General features: G+C 60.2%; 16 protein-coding genes and 3 tRNA genes. 15 read left to right on the top strand and 4 right to left on the bottom strand.

The annotated features are described in order from the left end of the window. Positions 1-75: 75 nt before the first annotated feature. From I2F59_RS05965 to typA, 5 genes are all read left to right on the top strand, one after another. Positions 76-152, top strand: a tRNA-Ile gene (locus I2F59_RS05965). Positions 153-337: 185 nt separating this feature from the next. Continuing rightward, positions 338-838, top strand: coding sequence for a bifunctional nuclease family protein (locus tag I2F59_RS05970; RefSeq protein WP_055310297.1), 501 nt, complete (start codon positions 338-340; stop codon positions 836-838). Then, complete coding sequence (locus I2F59_RS05975) at positions 839-1,228, top strand: hypothetical protein (RefSeq protein ID WP_055287540.1); 390 nt, start codon at positions 839-841, stop codon at positions 1,226-1,228. Positions 1,229-1,258: 30 nt separating this feature from the next. Further along, positions 1,259-1,708, top strand: a complete 450-nt coding sequence (locus tag I2F59_RS05980) for a hypothetical protein (RefSeq protein ID WP_195503561.1) — start codon at positions 1,259-1,261, stop codon at positions 1,706-1,708. Positions 1,709-1,825: 117 nt separating this feature from the next. Further along, complete coding sequence (gene typA / locus I2F59_RS05985) at positions 1,826-3,664, top strand: translational GTPase TypA (RefSeq protein WP_055287536.1); 1,839 nt, start codon at positions 1,826-1,828, stop codon at positions 3,662-3,664. A gap of 128 nt (positions 3,665-3,792) precedes the next feature. On the opposite strand, the gene I2F59_RS05990 is transcribed toward typA, so the two are convergent. From I2F59_RS05990 to I2F59_RS06005, 4 genes are all read right to left on the bottom strand, one after another. Then, on the bottom strand, positions 3,793-4,938 hold the full coding sequence (locus tag I2F59_RS05990; RefSeq protein WP_138113613.1) for a bactofilin family protein: 1,146 nt from the start codon (positions 4,936-4,938) through the stop codon (positions 3,793-3,795). Positions 4,939-5,044: 106 nt separating this feature from the next. Further along, the gene (locus I2F59_RS05995; RefSeq protein ID WP_229065363.1) at positions 5,045-5,734 is read right to left on the bottom strand and encodes a trimeric intracellular cation channel family protein; all 690 of its coding nucleotides are present in this window, start codon (positions 5,732-5,734) and stop codon (positions 5,045-5,047) included. A 368-nt stretch (positions 5,735-6,102) separates the two neighbouring features. Next, positions 6,103-6,193: transfer RNA gene (locus tag I2F59_RS06000), tRNA-Ser, on the bottom strand. A gap of 48 nt (positions 6,194-6,241) precedes the next feature. Beyond that, positions 6,242-6,332, bottom strand: a tRNA-Ser gene (locus I2F59_RS06005). Positions 6,333-6,836: 504 nt separating this feature from the next. On the opposite strand from I2F59_RS06005, the gene rpsF reads away from it, so the two are divergent. The 10 genes from rpsF (at position 6,837) to I2F59_RS06055 (ending at position 16,501) form a co-directional block, all read left to right on the top strand. Next, complete coding sequence (gene rpsF, locus I2F59_RS06010; RefSeq protein ID WP_006235831.1) at positions 6,837-7,130, top strand: 30S ribosomal protein S6; 294 nt, start codon at positions 6,837-6,839, stop codon at positions 7,128-7,130. A 48-nt stretch (positions 7,131-7,178) separates the two neighbouring features. Next, complete coding sequence (locus I2F59_RS06015) at positions 7,179-7,631, top strand: single-stranded DNA-binding protein (RefSeq protein ID WP_006235830.1); 453 nt, start codon at positions 7,179-7,181, stop codon at positions 7,629-7,631. Between the two features lie 72 nt (positions 7,632-7,703). After that, complete coding sequence (gene rpsR, locus I2F59_RS06020) at positions 7,704-7,970, top strand: 30S ribosomal protein S18 (RefSeq protein WP_006235829.1); 267 nt, start codon at positions 7,704-7,706, stop codon at positions 7,968-7,970. A gap of 15 nt (positions 7,971-7,985) precedes the next feature. Then, on the top strand, positions 7,986-8,525 hold the full coding sequence (gene rplI / locus I2F59_RS06025) for a 50S ribosomal protein L9 (protein WP_138113615.1): 540 nt from the start codon (positions 7,986-7,988) through the stop codon (positions 8,523-8,525). A gap of 218 nt (positions 8,526-8,743) precedes the next feature. Then, positions 8,744-10,141, top strand: coding sequence for a replicative DNA helicase (gene dnaB, locus I2F59_RS06030; protein ID WP_006235827.1), 1,398 nt, complete (start codon positions 8,744-8,746; stop codon positions 10,139-10,141). A 93-nt stretch (positions 10,142-10,234) separates the two neighbouring features. Next, positions 10,235-11,521 carry an adenylosuccinate synthase gene (locus I2F59_RS06035; RefSeq protein ID WP_195503562.1) on the top strand — a complete coding sequence of 429 codons (1,287 nt, stop codon included), beginning with the start codon at positions 10,235-10,237 and terminating at the stop codon, positions 11,519-11,521. 118 nt (positions 11,522-11,639) lie between these two features. Then, entirely contained in the window at positions 11,640-12,944 is a 1,305-nt protein-coding gene (gene purD, locus I2F59_RS06040; RefSeq protein ID WP_035136518.1) for a phosphoribosylamine--glycine ligase, read from the top strand. A gap of 21 nt (positions 12,945-12,965) precedes the next feature. Continuing rightward, complete coding sequence (locus I2F59_RS06045; protein ID WP_195232596.1) at positions 12,966-13,661, top strand: NUDIX domain-containing protein; 696 nt, start codon at positions 12,966-12,968, stop codon at positions 13,659-13,661. Between the two features lie 82 nt (positions 13,662-13,743). Continuing rightward, complete coding sequence (locus I2F59_RS06050) at positions 13,744-15,516, top strand: ABC transporter ATP-binding protein (RefSeq protein WP_138374284.1); 1,773 nt, start codon at positions 13,744-13,746, stop codon at positions 15,514-15,516. A 19-nt stretch (positions 15,517-15,535) separates the two neighbouring features. After that, a complete protein-coding gene (locus I2F59_RS06055; RefSeq protein WP_138374285.1) occupies positions 15,536-16,501 on the top strand; it encodes a hypothetical protein in 966 nt (321 codons plus the stop codon). Positions 16,502-16,631 lie beyond the last annotated feature (130 nt).

Consider the following 16,631-nt stretch of genomic DNA (forward strand, 5'->3'; position numbering starts at 1 on the left):
CCACCCCTCCCAAAGATTTTCAAAAAAGTTGTTGACGCGCGCGTAACGACTCGTCTAATATATCCCTTGCGCGATGGACCTGTAGCTCAGTTGGTTAGAGCGTCCGGCTGATAACCGGGAGGTCACAAGTTCGAATCTTGTCAGGTCCACCATCAAAACTGTTAAAAGCCTCGGGGCAATTGCCTCGAGGCTTTTTTCTTAGCCACAGAAGGTAGTCAAAAAAGCTCTGTCCCAAATTAACTACTTTGATTTTGTGTGCTACGCGAAAGTTTGGGTAGTATAGCTATTCAACGCGGCGGGCCGCCGCGTGTTAACCGCTACGTACCGGAGGTGTTCCATGGTTCGTGTCGACATAGAGACCATCGTCATGGCCGCCGGTCCCGTGCCATCGCTTATCGTGCTTCGCGAACGCTGCAGCAAGTCGGATTCCCCCGCGCCGCTGCGCTCCCTCTCCATCCAGACTGGCTCGTTTGAGGCTGCGGCAATCAGCCGCGGCATCGACAGCGGACGCGCCGATCGCCCGATTACCCATGACCTGTTGCTCGATACTGTTGGCGCCCTGGGCGCCAAGCTCGAGCGCATCGAGATCGTTCGCGCCGAGCCGCCGGTGTTCTACGCGACGATTGTCGTACTGGCCGATGGTGACGAGCGCAAGATCGATGCCCGTCCCAGTGATGCCATTGCCCTTGCCGTGCGCAGCAATGCCCCCATGTTTGTGGAGGACGACATCATGAATCGCCTGGGCACTGTTTCTGCCCATACCGAGGAAGTTGACGACGAGCAGGAGTTCGAGAAGTTCGACGAGTTCGTCCATACGCTCTCGCCCGATGACTTCTAAATGCGGGGCGGCCAGGATGCGGAGCGTTCGCTGATGGCCGGCGGTATGTCGGCTGAGGCGGCTGCGATCGCCCGCGAGGCCCAGATGCGCTCGGAGGCTTCTGAGGCGGCTCGCATTGCCTATGTGACGCAGGCCCGCACGCTCCGCGAGCGCCGCGGCTCGTTTATCAAGATGGTTGTCGTCTCCGCCCTTGTCGCGGCAATCTGCTCACGCCTTCGTGGTACAGTTGGTGCGCTTGGGTTTTCGATCTCTACGGGCCTGGTGATCTGGGGCGTGGTCGATGCAGTCATGCTGACCAGTCAGATCAAGGTGCTCGACAAGCGCGCGGCGGACATGATGCGCACCCGTGACGCTGCCGCCAAGATCGCCGCCGAGGCACAAGAACTGTAACGACGTCAGACTCGATGGGAAGGTCTAAAGATGGCACAGGATATGCAGGATGCCGGTAACGTCTCCGCCGAGCTCGACGCCATGGTGTGCGATCTGGTCGGCGCGTTCTTGGACGACCTTGCCGCCGGTGAAAACCCTGGCGTGGTCGTGGCAATTGAGGATGCTGCCTCCAACCGTTATCTGGCGGCGCTCGACGAGGACGGCGAAGAGGCGTGCCTGGAGGCGGCCACCAACTTTATCTCCGAGCACAAGATGGGTCTTAAGGACGAGGGCCTGGGCCGTATCGTCCGCTATGCCATCGGCTACACCGGCTGCGTCGAGATTGACGGCGGCTATCACGATGCTCTGCTCGTGAGCTTCTTTGAGACTACGCTCGAGAGCGGTTTTTCGGCATATGTGCTGTATGAGGGCATGGGCGCCGGCGATGGTTTTATGTGGAGCGACCCTGAACCTGCAGGTGAGGAAACCCCTCTTATCTAAAATCGCTAAAATAAACGAGTTTTCGGTAAAAGGCTCAATATTCCCGCTGAGCGTTGTATCGCTGGGCGGGCCGCATACGCGTGCCGTTTGTATATGGATAGAAGATAGGGGAACTACATGCGCGTAGACAATCTGAGGAACATCGCCATCATCGCCCACGTCGACCACGGCAAGACGACGATGGTCGACAAGCTCCTGCGTGCCACGGACGCCTTCCGTGCCAACCAGCAGGTCGAGGACCGCGTCCTGGATTCCAACGACCAGGAGCGCGAGCGCGGCATTACGATTCTCGCCAAGAACATCTCTATCGAGTATAAGGACGTCAAGATCAACGTCATCGACACCCCGGGCCACGCCGACTTCGGCGGCGAGGTCGAGCGCGTGCTGCGTATGGCCGACGGCGCCCTGCTGCTGGTCGATGCTTTTGAGGGCCCCATGCCCCAGACCCGCTTCGTGCTGCGTCACGCTATCGACACCGGCCTTAAGATCATGATCGTCATCAACAAGATCGACCGTCCGGGCGCCAACCCCGAGAAGGCCTACAACGACTGCCTGGACCTCATGGCCGACCTGGGCGCCACCGACGACCAGCTTGAGTTCGCCATGGAGCACGTGGTCTACGCCAGCGCCATGAATGGCTTTGCCCGCCTTGATCCCAACGACGGCAACATGGACATGTATCCGCTGCTCGATATGATCATCGACGACATGCCCGCGCCCGAGGTTGACGAGAACGCTCCGCTGGCCATGCAGTGCGTGACCATCGACCACTCCAACTTCGTTGGCCGTATCGGCATCGGTCGCGTGTATTCCGGCGCCATCCATCAGGGCGACCAGATTCTGGTTGTGAAGAACGACGGCTCCAGCGCCACCGCTACCGTCAAGCAGCTCTTTACCTTCGACTACCTGGGCCGCACCGAGTGCCAGGAAGTCGGCGCCGGCGACATCGCCGCCGTCGTGGGCATCGACCGCACCGATATCGGCGATGTCTACACCGATCCCGAGAACCCCGTCGAGCTCGAGCCCATCGAGATCGACCCGCCGACCCTGTCCATCGTCTTCGAGGCTTCGACCTCCCCGCTCGTCGGTCGCGACGGAGACATCGTGGGCGCCCGTCAGCTCAAGGAGCGCCTGTTCAACGAGGCCGAGAACAACGTGACCATGAAGATCGAGGAGCTCGAGGACAAGAGCGGCGTCGAGGTCTCGGGCCGCGGCATTCTGCACCTGTCCGTTCTGATGGAGTCCATGCGCCGCGAGGGCTTTGAGTTCCAGGTCGGCCGTCCCCGCGTTCTGTTTAAGAAGGACGAGAACGGCAACAAGATGGAGCCTGTCGAGCAGGCCGTCGTTGAGTGCCCGGACGAGTACTCGGGCAAGGTCGTTGAGGTCTTCGGTACCTCCGGTGGCATCATGACGAGCATGGATACCTCGGGTATCGTGACGCACCTCGAGTTTAAGATCCCGACCCGCGGCATCATGGGCCTTAAGAACCGCATCATGAACGTCACCCACGGCGAGGGCGTGTTCTACCACACCTTCCTGGAGTACGGTCCCTACGCCGGCGAGATCGGCAACCGTCAGAACGGCGCAATGATCTCCATGACCACCGAGAAGGCCGTTGCCTATGCTCTGGGTACGCTGCAGGAGCGCGGCCAGCTTTTTGTTGAGCCGGGCACCGAGTGCTACGAGGGCATGATCGTGGGCGAGCGCAGCAAGGCTGGCGACATGGTCGTCAACATCGCCCGTACCAAGAACCTGGGCAACCAGCGTTCCTCGACCTCCGATATCTCCGTTCAGCTGGTGCCGCCCCGCACCTTCTCGCTGGAGGAGGCGCTGGAGTACATCGCCGACGACGAGCTGGTTGAGATTACCCCCAAGAACATCCGCCTGCGCAAGCGCCTGCTCAACGCCACCGACCGCAAGAAGGCCGCCGTCCGCGCCGGCCAGGTCAACAAATAAGCGCTGGACTTTATAGCGTCTAACAAGAAAGGGCGTCGACCGTAATGGTCGGCGCCCTTTTTGTGCATAGGGACTGAGCTGGTCTGCACCACCACAAAGGTGCCTGGTCCCTTTGTGGTGGTTGGCGGCTAAGCGGTGGGGAGTCCTGGCGTGTTAGCCGGCTGCTGCGGCTTGACGCGGGCGTTGCGCCAGATGATTTGGATGATGTAACCGAGCATAAAGACAAAGGCCACGCCGCTGATGAAGTCACCTACGAGGGGAAGCCCCGTGAGGGCGCCTGCGATTACGCCGCCCACGGCTGCCATGGCGTAGCGGTTTTGGTTGTGTCCAACCATGCGGGCGATCGCGCACCCCGCAAAGGCACTCGACATCAACGCGATGCCGATAACGCCGCACAAGAGGGTTCCGGCAAGCGACAGACCAGCGATAGAGATAATCAGCAGTAGGACGGCGGGGACGATAGCAATCGTGCCCAGAAGACCGCTCACCCACAGGGGCATGGAGCGCTGGTGGAGCATGCCGGCGGCGCTGGCGGTCGCGCGCGGAAAGATGAGCTCGAGCAGCAGAGCGACAAAGCAGGTCGAGAGTGCCGCGGCGACGATACCGCCGATGACATCGTTAACGGTGGAAGTATCCTCGTTCTCGGTGCGGTCGATCTTGAGCGCACCGACCTCGGCTCCCGCGGCGCGCTCGGGGTCCTCGGAGACGTGCGCGTTCACGGTGCCGGTGATGTGGGCGTTCTTGCCCAGGATGAGCTTGTCGGCCCAAACCTCGACATCGCCCTTGACGGTGCCATCGATGGTCACCGTGTCGCCCGCAAGCGCTGCCGACTTGGTGGAGCCTCGCAGGGCAACCGTCTCGCCTATCGCGTAGAAACAGTTGGCGGTGCTGTCGGAATTGAGCACGACATGCTGGCCAGCGACGGTCACGCTGCCATCAACCGTGGTCTTGGCAATGTCGATGGTGCGTGCCGCCAGACGGACGGCGCCGCCCACTGTGCAGTCACGGATCGAGAGGGTATCGCCCGCGGCGATGATATCGCGGCCGATGGACACATCATCCAAGTTGAGGGCCTGACCTGCCCAGTACAGGTCACCTTCGACGCCGGACGGATTGGCGTCATTGTCGGTCGCAAGTACGTTTCCTGCGGTGTCCGTGCCGGCGAACGACGCCGTGGGAAGCACGGTGATCGCCAGCGCGATGAGCGCGAATAGGATGGTGATGCGGCCCCATGCTTTACGGCGCTGGGTCAACGGGAGTTGATTGCAGGGCATAGTGAATCCTTCGTTAGATACTCGGCATATACCTAACAGGGTACCCAACGCGTGGGCGCTCTAAAAGAACCTCTCGGTTGCATTTCGAAGGATGAGCCCGCGCTACCTACTTTTTGCGATGCAAAAAGCGTGCGATGTCATCCTCGGTGGGGCTTTTGATATCAAAGCGCAGCGACAGCCAGCGTAGTCCCATGGTCACCACGACGCAAACGACCAGTGCGACGACATTGCTGACCAAGCCGCTCATGACAAGGCAAACATAGCTTGCCGATCCGGCGATGGCCGCGATGGCATAGAAGTTGGTGCGCTGGAAGATACCCGGCACCACACCCATAAAACCATCTCGCAGCATGCCGCCGCCCACCGCGGTAAAAAAGCCCATCATGATGCACACCGCCGGCGCAAAGCCGTAGACCAGCGCCTTGTCTGCGCCGGTTGCCGCATAAATACCCACCGAGATGATATCGAGCAGGGGAATGAGCTTTTCGGGCTTGTCGACGATTGCCGGGAAGATGTAGATGATGGCCGCGGTGGCGATGGAGAGCGGGAGCGCCATCGGTTGGTTGAGGATGTAGACGTTGCCCACCTGCAGCGTCATATCGCGCAAAAGACCGCCGCCCAGTCCACAGACCACGGCGAGCGCGACGGCGCCCACCAGGTCGAGTTTGTGCTCGCGTGCGACCAACACGCCCGAGATCGATGCCGCGACGACGGCGAACATCTCGAGCCAAAACGGGATGGCAACCATGGCATCCGAGGCGTGTGCGGTAACGATCATAGCGGCGGCAACGGGCAAGATGGGGTCCTTTGAGTTACGGGTTTAGACAATGCCCGTACATAGTACATGTTCGGCGCCGATTGCGACCCTATTGCTCGGCAAACGGTCGGGACTGGGTACGGTCATAGGTTCCATGTTTGGGGATCCGGGTTGATGCTGAACGCGATGGGGGCGTGGTCGAATAGGAGGGATGTCCAAATTTTGAGCTTTGCTCAAAATTTATCCGGTCGGCTTACGCCGACCGCGCTGCGCTAAAAACGCGCCACTGGCGCGTTTTCTTTACGCTTTGCGCCCTGGCGGGTTCGAATCCCTCCTCCTCCGCCGTATTTGCTTGTAAGGGACTTAAAAGAAAAAAGCCCCCGATCTGGGAGCTTTCTCAACCAAAATGGCGGAGGAGGAGGGATTCGAACCCTCGTGACCTTATACAGGCCAAACGGTTTTCGAGACCGCCGCATTCAACCACTCTGCCACCCCTCCGCGTGGGATAAAAACAAAGCAGGCTCGAAGGCCTGCTTTGGAATTAACTGGCGGAGAGTCAGGGATTTGAACCCTGGAGACGCTTTTGACGCCTACACGATTTCCAATCGTGCTCCTTCGGCCACTCGGACAACTCTCCGTTAAATGCGAAAGTCAGTATACACGAGGAATCGCAAAGTGCAAACAGAAAAGTTGGCATTTTTTAAAACGCTTGGCCGCGTTTGGCGTTGCAGCGGGGTTTGAGATGCCAAAAAACGGCTTCCGACCAGCGTAGTTGATCAACTCAATTGTTCAAAAGGGGTATTTATAAGCGATTTGGCAATGAATTTAAAAATCTTTGGGTGGTGCTGTGGGCCACTGGTATGCATTTTGCGACCACAACCATGCGCCCGTTGACCTGCGACTTGGCTCAGCTTGTCCTCACGGCACCGTATCTTGTCCACAGATCCGTCAAGCTTTTGGTCAGCATTTGGTTGGAATGCGCATGAAACGTCGTGCGAGTATGGGCATATGTGGAGGTCATGAGGTTGTAGCTGCATATTCTTGCAGCCTAGGAGGTTGAAAGATATTATTACCAAGTCTTTTCCTGCTTCAGGCGCACCTTCACGACCTGAAGCCACATTTGCCCAGAGGAGGTGACAATATGAAGGCTTATGAACTGCTGTTCTTTGTTGACCCGTCGCTCGACCCCGAGACTCGTCTCGCTGTTATGAAGCGTATCGATACCACGATCGCTGAGGGCGCTGGCAAGGTCGACTCCGTTGACGAGTGGGGCAAGCGCAAGCTCGCCTACGAGATCAACGACCTCACCGATGGTGACTACACCCTCATCAACTTCCACGCAGATCCTACCCAGATCGCCGAGCTTGATCGCGTCCTGCGCATCACCGACGCTGTGGTCCGCCACATGATCGTCCGTCGCGACGACCAGGAGTAAGACTGTCGTTTTGGACTGGGCTTGTGCCCCAAGAGGAAGTAGTGAGTTATGAGCATCAATCGAGTGAACATCACCGGTAACCTCACCCGCGATCCCGAGCTGCGCGCCACCGCCGGCGGAACCCAGGTTCTGTCCTTTGGCGTTGCCGTGAACGATCGTCGCCGCAACGCGCAGACTGGCGAGTGGGAGGACTATCCCAACTTTGTCGACTGCACCATGTTCGGCACCCGCGCCGAGGCCGTGAGCCGTTTCCTGGCAAAGGGAAACAAGGTCGCGATCGAGGGCAAGCTGCGCTACAGCTCTTGGGAGCGCGACGGCCAGCGCCGGAGCAAGCTTGAGGTCATCGTCGATGAGATCGAGTTTATGAGCTCCCGTGGTGGCCAGGGTGGCTACGATCAGGGCGGTTACGCCCCCGCAGCTCCCGCGCCCGCAGCACGTCCTGCCGCGCCGGTGGCTACGCCGCCCGCGGTCGACGTCTACGATGAGGACATCCCGTTCTAAGGGTTGTTCACCTATTTTTGAGTGAGAGGCGGCTTCGGTTCGCCGAAGTTGCCAAATGAAAGGTATTTTGACATGGCTAATGATTTTTCTGCACGTCAGCCGCGTCGTAAGTACTGCCAGTTCTGCAAGGAGAACACTGAGTTCATCGACTATAAGGACACTCAGCTTCTCCGTAAGTACATGACCGACCGTGGCAAGATCAAGCCCCGTCGCGTCACTGGCGCTTGCACGCAGCATCAGCATGACATCGCCAACGCCATCAAGCGCGCCCGCGAGATGGCTCTCCTGCCGTACACCGTCCCCGTGGTTTCCTCTCGTGGCAACCGCGACCGCGGCTAAGAAGGGAGACGCATCATGAAGGTTATTCTTCTCGATGAGATCAAGGGCAAGGGCGGCGAGGGTGACGTCGTAGAGGTCGCTCAGGGTTACGCTGAGAACTTCCTGTTCCCCAAGAAGCTCGCTGTTGCCGCCACCAAGGGCAACCTCAAGCAGCTTGACGAGCGTCGCAACAACATCGCCAAGCGCGAGGCCGTCCGTCTGGCTACCGCCAACGAGACCAAGGCTGCCTTCGAGGGCAAGACGGTCACCGTTGACGTCAAGGTCGGCGACGAGGGCATCCTCTTTGGCTCCGTTACCGCCGCTATGGTCGCTGACGCCATCAAGGCTCAGCTCGGTATGGACATCGACCGCAAGCGCGTCGAGCTCGGTAAGCCCATCAAGGTTGCCGGTGCCCACACCGTTGCCATCTCGCTGTACCGCGAGATCAAGGCCGAGGTTGTCGTTCTCGTCGGCGTTACCGCCGAGGAGCTCGCTGCCGAGGCTGAGGTCGAGGAGGCCGCTGAGGTCGCCGAGGCCGAGACCGCCGAGGTCGAGACTGAGGCTGCTGCCGAGTAGCATTTGCTGCAACGCAACAATCTTGTTCTAAGAAGGGCGCTCTGGGAAACCAGGGCGCCCTTTTGTTTTTTGCGCTGAGTGAGTGTCATGGTGAACGTTGCGTCGAAGTCCTATATACAGGACCGTTCATCCGTTTGGTTCGGTGATGATTGGCGGCGCGCGGCGCGTTTTGGGACCGTGGCTGATACTATGGATGCTCGCAAGCGATATGAATGAGGATGCTCATGGCATATGACGATAGGGAGACGGGGCTGACGGTCGAGGACCGCGGCTCAAAGTTGGGTCTTCCCCAAAACCAAGATGCAGAGGCCAATGTACTGGCCGCTATGCTGCTATCGCCCGAGGTGGTCGAAGAGGCCCAGGTCGAGCTGCAGCCCGATGATTTCTACCGGCCCATTCATAAGACCATCTACACCGCGATGGTCGATATGTACAACAGCCGCATTCCCATCGACTCCATCTCGCTGATCGATTACCTGCGAAGCATCAACAAGCTCGATGCCGTGGGCGGCGAGGCCTACATTTTGGAGCTGATGGGTCAGACTCTGTCGCTCGTGAACTGGCAGCACCATGCCGCCATCGTTCGTCGCGATTCGATGCTGCGCGAGCTGATCGGCGCCACCAACGAGATCAACGCGCTGGCATATAACGCCCCCACCGACACCAAAGAGGTCGTGGAGCTAGCCGAGAGCAAGCTGCTCAAGGTCACGGCACGCGAGGTCAAGTCGAGCTACAAGACGCTGACCGAGTTTATGGTTGAGGCCTATAACGAGGCCGAGGAAGTGTGTCAGGCCGGTGGTCAGGCTGCGGGCGTGCCCACGGGCTTCCCGTCACTCGACCGCATGCTCATGGGCTTCCGCGAGGGCCAGCTCATCATTATCGGCGCCCGCCCTGCTGTGGGTAAGACGTCGTTCGCCCTGAATCTGGCGCTCAACGCTGCCGCTGCCGGTTATACCGTCGGCTTCTTCTCGCTGGAGATGTCGGGCAAAGAAATTGCCCAGCGTCTGATTTGCGCCTACGCCATGATCTCGATCAGTGACTTCCGCATGGGCCGCATTAGCCCCGAGCAGTGGGCCAATATCAACGAGGCCACGCAGACCTTGTCCAAGCTCGATATTCTGATTGACGATACGCCCGGCACCACAGTGACCGAGATTCGCGCCAAGAGCCGCCGCATGCTCCATAACAAGGAGAAGGCAATCATCATCCTGGACTACCTGCAGCTGGTGAGTCCTCCGCCGGGACGCCGCTCCGAGAGCCGTACCGTCGAGGTTTCGGAGATGTCGCGTGGTCTGAAGATCATGGCCAAGGAGCTCAAGATCCCGCTCATCGCGCTGTCGCAGCTCTCGCGTCAGGTCGAATCCCGTACCGGCAAGCGCCCGCAGCTTTCCGACCTTCGTGAATCGGGCTCCATCGAGCAGGACGCCGATATCGTTATGTTCTTGGACCGCTCCGCCGACGAGGCCGAGGCCTCGCGCGACGATCGACCCGACGAGGGCGTTACGCGTATCGTCGTGGCCAAGAACCGTTCGGGCCCGATCGGCGACGTCGATCTGATGTTCCTGCCGGCATCCACCAAGTTCTATGAGCTTGATGGGGCACATGCCGAGGAGTAGGACAGGCGCCCGTTGCACGGGTATACTGGGAATGTTTTGTGCTTCTGCGTGCCGGCGTGGCGCGTAGACAGTCCATGAATGTAAGGAGTAAACATGCCGTCAACCGTTTTGGTCGGTGCCCAGTGGGGCGATGAGGGCAAAGGTAAGATTTGCGACCTGGTCGCCGGCGACTTCGATGCCGTCGTGCGCTACTCGGGAGGCAACAACGCCGGCCACACCATCGTCGTCAACGGCAAGAAGTACGGCCTGCACCAGGTGCCCTCCGGCATCATGTATTCCGATCACGTGTCGGTGATCGGTAACGGCTGCGTCGTCAACCCCAAGGTTGTCCTTGAGGAGATCGATATGTTCGAGGCCGACGGCATCACCACCAAGAACCTCAAGATTAGCGGCAACGCGCATGTCATCATGCCGTACCACATCGATCTGGATGGCGCCTTTGAGCAGAAGCTCGGCAAGAAGAACATCGGTACCACCAAGCGCGGCATCGGTCCGTGCTATCAGGACAAGATGGCGCGCATTGGCCTGCGCATGCAGGACATGCTGGACGAGGCACTGTTCCGCGACAAGCTGGAGACCGCTCTCGCCCGCGTGAACCCCGAGCTCGAGCTCATCTACAACCTGCCCACCTACACCGTGGACCAGATTTGCGACGAGTACCTGCCGATGGCCGAGCGCCTGCGTCCCTACATCACCGAGACGAGCCTGCTGCTCAACAACATGATCGATGAGGGCAAGAACCTGCTGTTTGAGGGCGCCCAGGCGACGCTGCTCGACATCGACCACGGCACCTATCCGTACGTGACGTCTTCCAACTGCACCGCCGGCGGTGCCATCACCGGCTCTGGCGTGGGCATGAAGAACGTCGACCGCGTGCTGGGCGTCATGAAGGCCTATATCACCCGCGTCGGTTCGGGCCCCATGCCCACCGAGCTTTCCTATGAGTCCGAGGCCGGCCACACGCTGACCGAGGAGGGCTATGAGTACGGCGTGACCACCGGTCGCCGTCGTCGTTGCGGCTGGTTTGACGGCCCTATCGCCAACTATGCCTCGCGCGTCAACGGCCTCACCGACATCGCCATGACCAAGCTCGACGTGCTTTCGGCCTTCGACACCATTAAGGTGTGCGTGGCCTACGACGTCGATGGCGAGCGTTACACGAGCGTGCCCGAGCACCAGGTGCGCTTTGAGCATGCCAAGCCCATCTACGAGGAGCTTCCTGGCTGGAAGTGCGACATCACCGGTTGCCGCAGCTTTGACGAGCTGCCGCAGGAGGCTCAGGACTACGTGGCGTTTATCGAGGATCTGGCACACACCCGCGTGACGTTCATTGGCGTTGGCGCTGGTCGCGAGCAGATCATCAACCGATTCTGGAAGTAATCGGGACTATTTGGTTATTGCGATATACCCCTTTGCAGCCCGGACGGGCGGCCGAGGGGTATATTTGCTTGCAAAGGGCTCGCGCGGAGCGGGCCGTTCATCCATAGAGGAGGCACCCTTGAAGGCGGACACTCAAACCATCGACATCCTGTTGTTGGGCAGCGGCGGCCGTGAGCATGCTTTGGCAGCTAAGCTCGCAGCATCACCGCGCGCCGGCAAGCTCTACATCGCGCCGGGTAACGGCGGCACCGCGAGCTGCGGCGAGAACGTTGTTCTCGACGACTGCGATCCTGCGGCCGTGGCGGCGTTTGCGCAGAGCCACGGATGCGGACTCGTGGTAATTGGCCCCGAGGCTCCGCTCGTGGCGGGCGTGGCCGACGCCGTGCGCGCGGCGGGTATTCCCTGCTTTGGCCCGGGTGCCGAGGGCGCCCAGATGGAGGGCTCCAAGCTGTTCTCCAAGCAGCTCATGGAACGTGCGGGCATTCCGACGGCAGCCTATGGTTCGTTTACCGACGAGGCTTCGGCTCTCGCCTACGTGCGCGAGCAGGGCGCCCCGCTGGTCGTGAAGGCCGACGGCCTTGCCGCGGGCAAGGGCGTTATCGTGGCGACCGAACTTGAGCAGGCCGAGGAGGCCGTGCGCGAGTGCTTTGGCGGCACCTTTGGCGATGCCGGCAATACCGTGGTCATCGAGGAGATGCTGACCGGCCCCGAGTGCTCGCTGTTGGCCTTTACCGACGGCAAGACCGTGCGCCCCATGGCCACCTCGCAGGACCACAAGCGCGCGCTCGAGGGCGACAAGGGCCCCAACACCGGCGGCATGGGCGTCTACAGCCCGGTGCCCATCGTGACCGACGAGGAGCACGCCACCATGGTGAAGGTCATGGAGCAGACCGTGGCCGAGCTTGCTGCCGAGGGTATCGACTACCGCGGCTGCCTGTACGGCGGCTTTATGCTCACGCCTGCCGGTCCCAAGGTACTGGAGTTCAATGCCCGCTTTGGCGACCCCGAGACGCAGGTCGTGCTGCCGCGCCTTAAGAATGACCTGGTCGAGGTCATGCTGGCTTGTGCCAACTGCGAGCTCGATCAGATTGAGCTCGACTGGCGTGACGAGTGGGCCGTGGCCGTTGTCCTGACGAGCGCGGGTTATCCCGGCAGCTACGAGAAGGGCAAGGTCATCACCGGTATCGCCGATGCCGAGGCCATGGAGAACGTGACCGTGTACCACGCGGGCACTGCCGTGGTGGACGGCCAGCTCGTGACCAATGGTGGCCGCGTGCTTGCCGTGACCGCTCTGGGCGACACGTTCGAGAACGCTCGCAACCTTGCCTACGAGGCCTGCGAGAAGATTGATTTTGAGGGCAAGACCCTGCGTCACGACATCGGCCTGCGCGCGCTGCGCGGCCGCGACGCCTGGGATGCCTAAAATCCGAGAGGAATGAGACGGATGGACGAGAAGAACGAAGAGCTCGTGGACGCGCAGATCGTCGAAGAGGACAGCCGCATGTATGGGCACGCCGAGGGCGAGCCTGGTGGCGAGGTCGCTGACGAGCCGGCACTGGTGCTGGGCGACGACGACCCGCACGATGCCGAGCTGCACGAGAAGATTCTTTCGGAGGAGTGCGCCTGGAAGGGCAAGATCCTTGACGTCCACCGTCTTGAGGTTGAGCTGCCCAACGGTCACCGCAGCGCCCGCGATATCGTTCGCCATCCGGGTGCGGCGGCCGTTGTGGCACTGACCGAGAGCGGCAAGATCGTACTGGTGCGTCAGTACCGCACCGCCATCGACCGCGTGACGGTCGAGATTCCCGCCGGCAAGCTCGATCCAGGCGAGGACCCGCTCGATTGCGCCAAGCGCGAACTGCACGAGGAGACGGGCTTTAGGGCTGGTCGTATTCGCTTTTTGACGTCGATTGTCACGTCCTGCGGTTTTTGCGATGAGATCATCCACATCTACTTGGCCACCAAGCTCGAGTTTGATGCGCCCAACCCCGATGATGACGAGTTTGTCAACGTGGACCTGGTGCCGCTGCACGAGCTGATCGACGCCGTGCTCGACGGCAAGATCGAAGACGCCAAGACCGTCGTGGGCGCCTTGGCCTGCGATAGCATCGCGCACCGCTTAGGTGGGGCCGAGCTGTAACGAGCGGGAATAGCCCTGGGACAAGAACTACTGATTACTTTGTCCCAGGGCCTTATGTTGCTGATATTTCTTTGAGGATCACATGTTTAAGAGGTTTCTTTCGTATTACGAGCCCCAGATGGGGCTTTTTGTTGCTGATACTGTTTGTGCTCTGGTGCTTGCCGCCATTGACCTGGCGTTCCCCATTATCCTGCGCAATTTGACCGGTGGGCTGTTTACTCAGGGTCAGGCTGCTATTATGCAGGCGCTCGGCATGATCGCGGTGGGCTTGGTGCTGATGTATGCCGTCCGCTGCGCCTGCCGCTATTTTGTGAGCTATTGGGGTCACGTGATGGGCGCGCGTATGGAGTCCAAAATGCGCGAGGACCTGTTTGACCAGTATGAGCGCTTTAGCTTTGCATACTTCGACCGCAACAGCTCGGGCGACATGATGAGCCGCGTGGTCAACGACCTGTTCGATATCTGCGAGGCGGCGCACCACGTGCCCGAGTGGATCATCATCTGCGGCATCGAGATCATCGGCTCGTTTGTGATCCTCTTTACCATTGCCCCGGTGCTGGCGCTCGCCATGGCCGTGGTGACGGCGGCGTTTGCGGTCATCATGTTTTGGCAGAACATGCGTATGCGCGAGGTTTTTAGCGACAACCGCAAAAAGATCAGCGGCATCAATGCGCAGCTGCAGGATTCGCTTGCGGGCATGCGCGTAGTCAAGAGCTTTGCCAACGAGGAGACCGAGCGCGCCAAGTTCCGTGCCTCTAACGATCGCTACCTTTCGTCCAAGGAGAACATGTATCACGCCATGGGCGTCTATACCGCGACGTATGGCCTGCTCTCGGGTGTGCTCTATGTGATCGTGGTGCTGCTGGGCGGCTGGCTGGTCGCCCAGGGACAGCTGCAGGCGGTCGATATGGCGACCTTTGCACTCTATATTTCGCTGTTCTGCACGCCGCTCGAGACACTCGTCAATTCGGCCGAAACGTATCAGAAGGCTATCGCCGGCTTTAAACGTATGGACGAGGTGCTCTCGACCGCGCCGGATATCCAGGACAAGCCGGGCGCTACGGATCTGCAGGTGACTGCCGGCGCCGTGGAGTATCACGACGTGTGCTTTAACTACGAGGATGTCGAGCTGGGCGAGGGCTATGCCGACGAGCGTCCCGTTATCGACCATATGAATCTGTCCATCAAGCCCGGGCAGACCATCGCGCTGGTTGGCCCTTCGGGCGGTGGCAAGTCCACGACCTGTTCGCTGCTGCCGCGCTTTTATGACGTGGCTGCCGGATCCATTAGCATCGACGGCCAGGACGTGCGCGATGTGACGCAGCAGAGCCTGCGCCGCGCCATCGGCCTGGTGCAGCAGGATGTCTATCTATTTGACGGTACGATTGGCGAGAACATCGCCTACGGCAAGCCGGGCGCCACGGCAGAAGAGATCGCCGAGGCCGCCCGTCGCGCCAACATCGATGCCTTTATCGAGTCGCTTCCGCAGGGCTACGACACCGTGGTGGGCGAGCGCGGCAGCCGTCTTTCGGGCGGACAGAAGCAGCGCGTTGCCATCGCGCGCGTGTTTCTCAAGAACCCCAAGATCCTGATTTTGGACGAGGCGACGAGTGCTTTGGATAACGAGAGCGAGGAGGCGGTGCAGGAGTCACTCGAAGAGCTGGCACGCGGCCGCACCACGATTATTATCGCCCACCGTCTTTCGACCATTAAGCATGCCGATGAGATTGCGACCGTTGAGCATGGTCGCGTTGTGGAGCGTGGCACGCACGAGGAGCTTCTCGCCCGTGGCGGCACCTATGCCCGTTACTATCGAATGCAGTTCGAAGGTGCGCGTGCGCACGAGCTCGACTGATTGATATGACAGGAAGTTTATGGCTGACAAGAACCCTTTGACTCCGGAAGAAGTGACGGAGTTATTCTCCGAAATCGATGCATCCGGCGTCTTGGATCCCACGCTCGCCAAAAAGCGTACCGAGCGCATGCGTGAGAAGGAGGCTGCGGCCAAGCGCGGTGACAAAGCGGCGCTAGCACAGCTGCGCAGCGAGGACCGCGCGAGCCAGGCAAAACATATCGACCCGCTGTCCGAGGACGATCCTTCGGGCTCGCAGGTGAGCCATACCATTACGAAGACCGCGATGGCCGTGGTCATCGGTATTTTGGTGCTGATCGTGGGCATGCAGATCGGCTACGGCGTGATGCGCCGTCTGAATACCGCCAACCTGTCCGAGAGCGTTTCGGTTGATACCGTTTCGACCGCACTCAAGGGTGGACTCGAGTGGGGCAACGGCTTTACGCAGTTCCCGCTCGACTTTACCGTCGATGAAGCCGATGAGCGTACGGGCACGGTCGAGGTGACGGTGTTGGACACATCGTCTGCCAACGAGCTCGAGCTGCTGTCCAACGGGCAGATCCAGGCCGCGGCGCTTGCGACCAACGCGCTGCTCAACGACAAGATCGACCGCGTGGTGTATAACGTTCACGCCTATATCGACGAGGATAGCAACATTCAGCACGATTCCTTCTTTGGCATGTTCCCCGCGCGGGGCCACCAGAGCGCCATTTTGACGTTCGTGTGGACCAAGAGCTCATCCAACGCCACGAGTATCGACTGGAAGATGCGCATCGTGAGTATGGATGACACCATCGCCGAGCGCATTCAGAAGCAGGTGAACTCGGTGTCGTCGTTGATTGAGGACCCGGTGGTGAGCCAGACCAAGATTGACGAGGAAAAGGCCGAGCGTGACCTGGAACATCGTCTGCATGGCCGCGAGATTTTCCGCGGCGGCAAGCCCGATCGCACACCGTCCGAACTGCTGGAGCAGGACAAGAGAAAGTGAGACGTCATCATCCCGCGTGAGCCACAAGCCTCGCGGGATGATTTTTCTGGGACGTCTCTATAGTTTTGTCAACCGCGTGCTTCGCGCCATTTCGGCATGACGCATCCGGGCGCCTGGCGCCCCCGCTTGG

This window comes from Collinsella aerofaciens (genome assembly GCF_015556945.1).
GTDB classification, from domain to species: domain Bacteria; phylum Actinomycetota; class Coriobacteriia; order Coriobacteriales; family Coriobacteriaceae; genus Collinsella; species Collinsella aerofaciens_AO.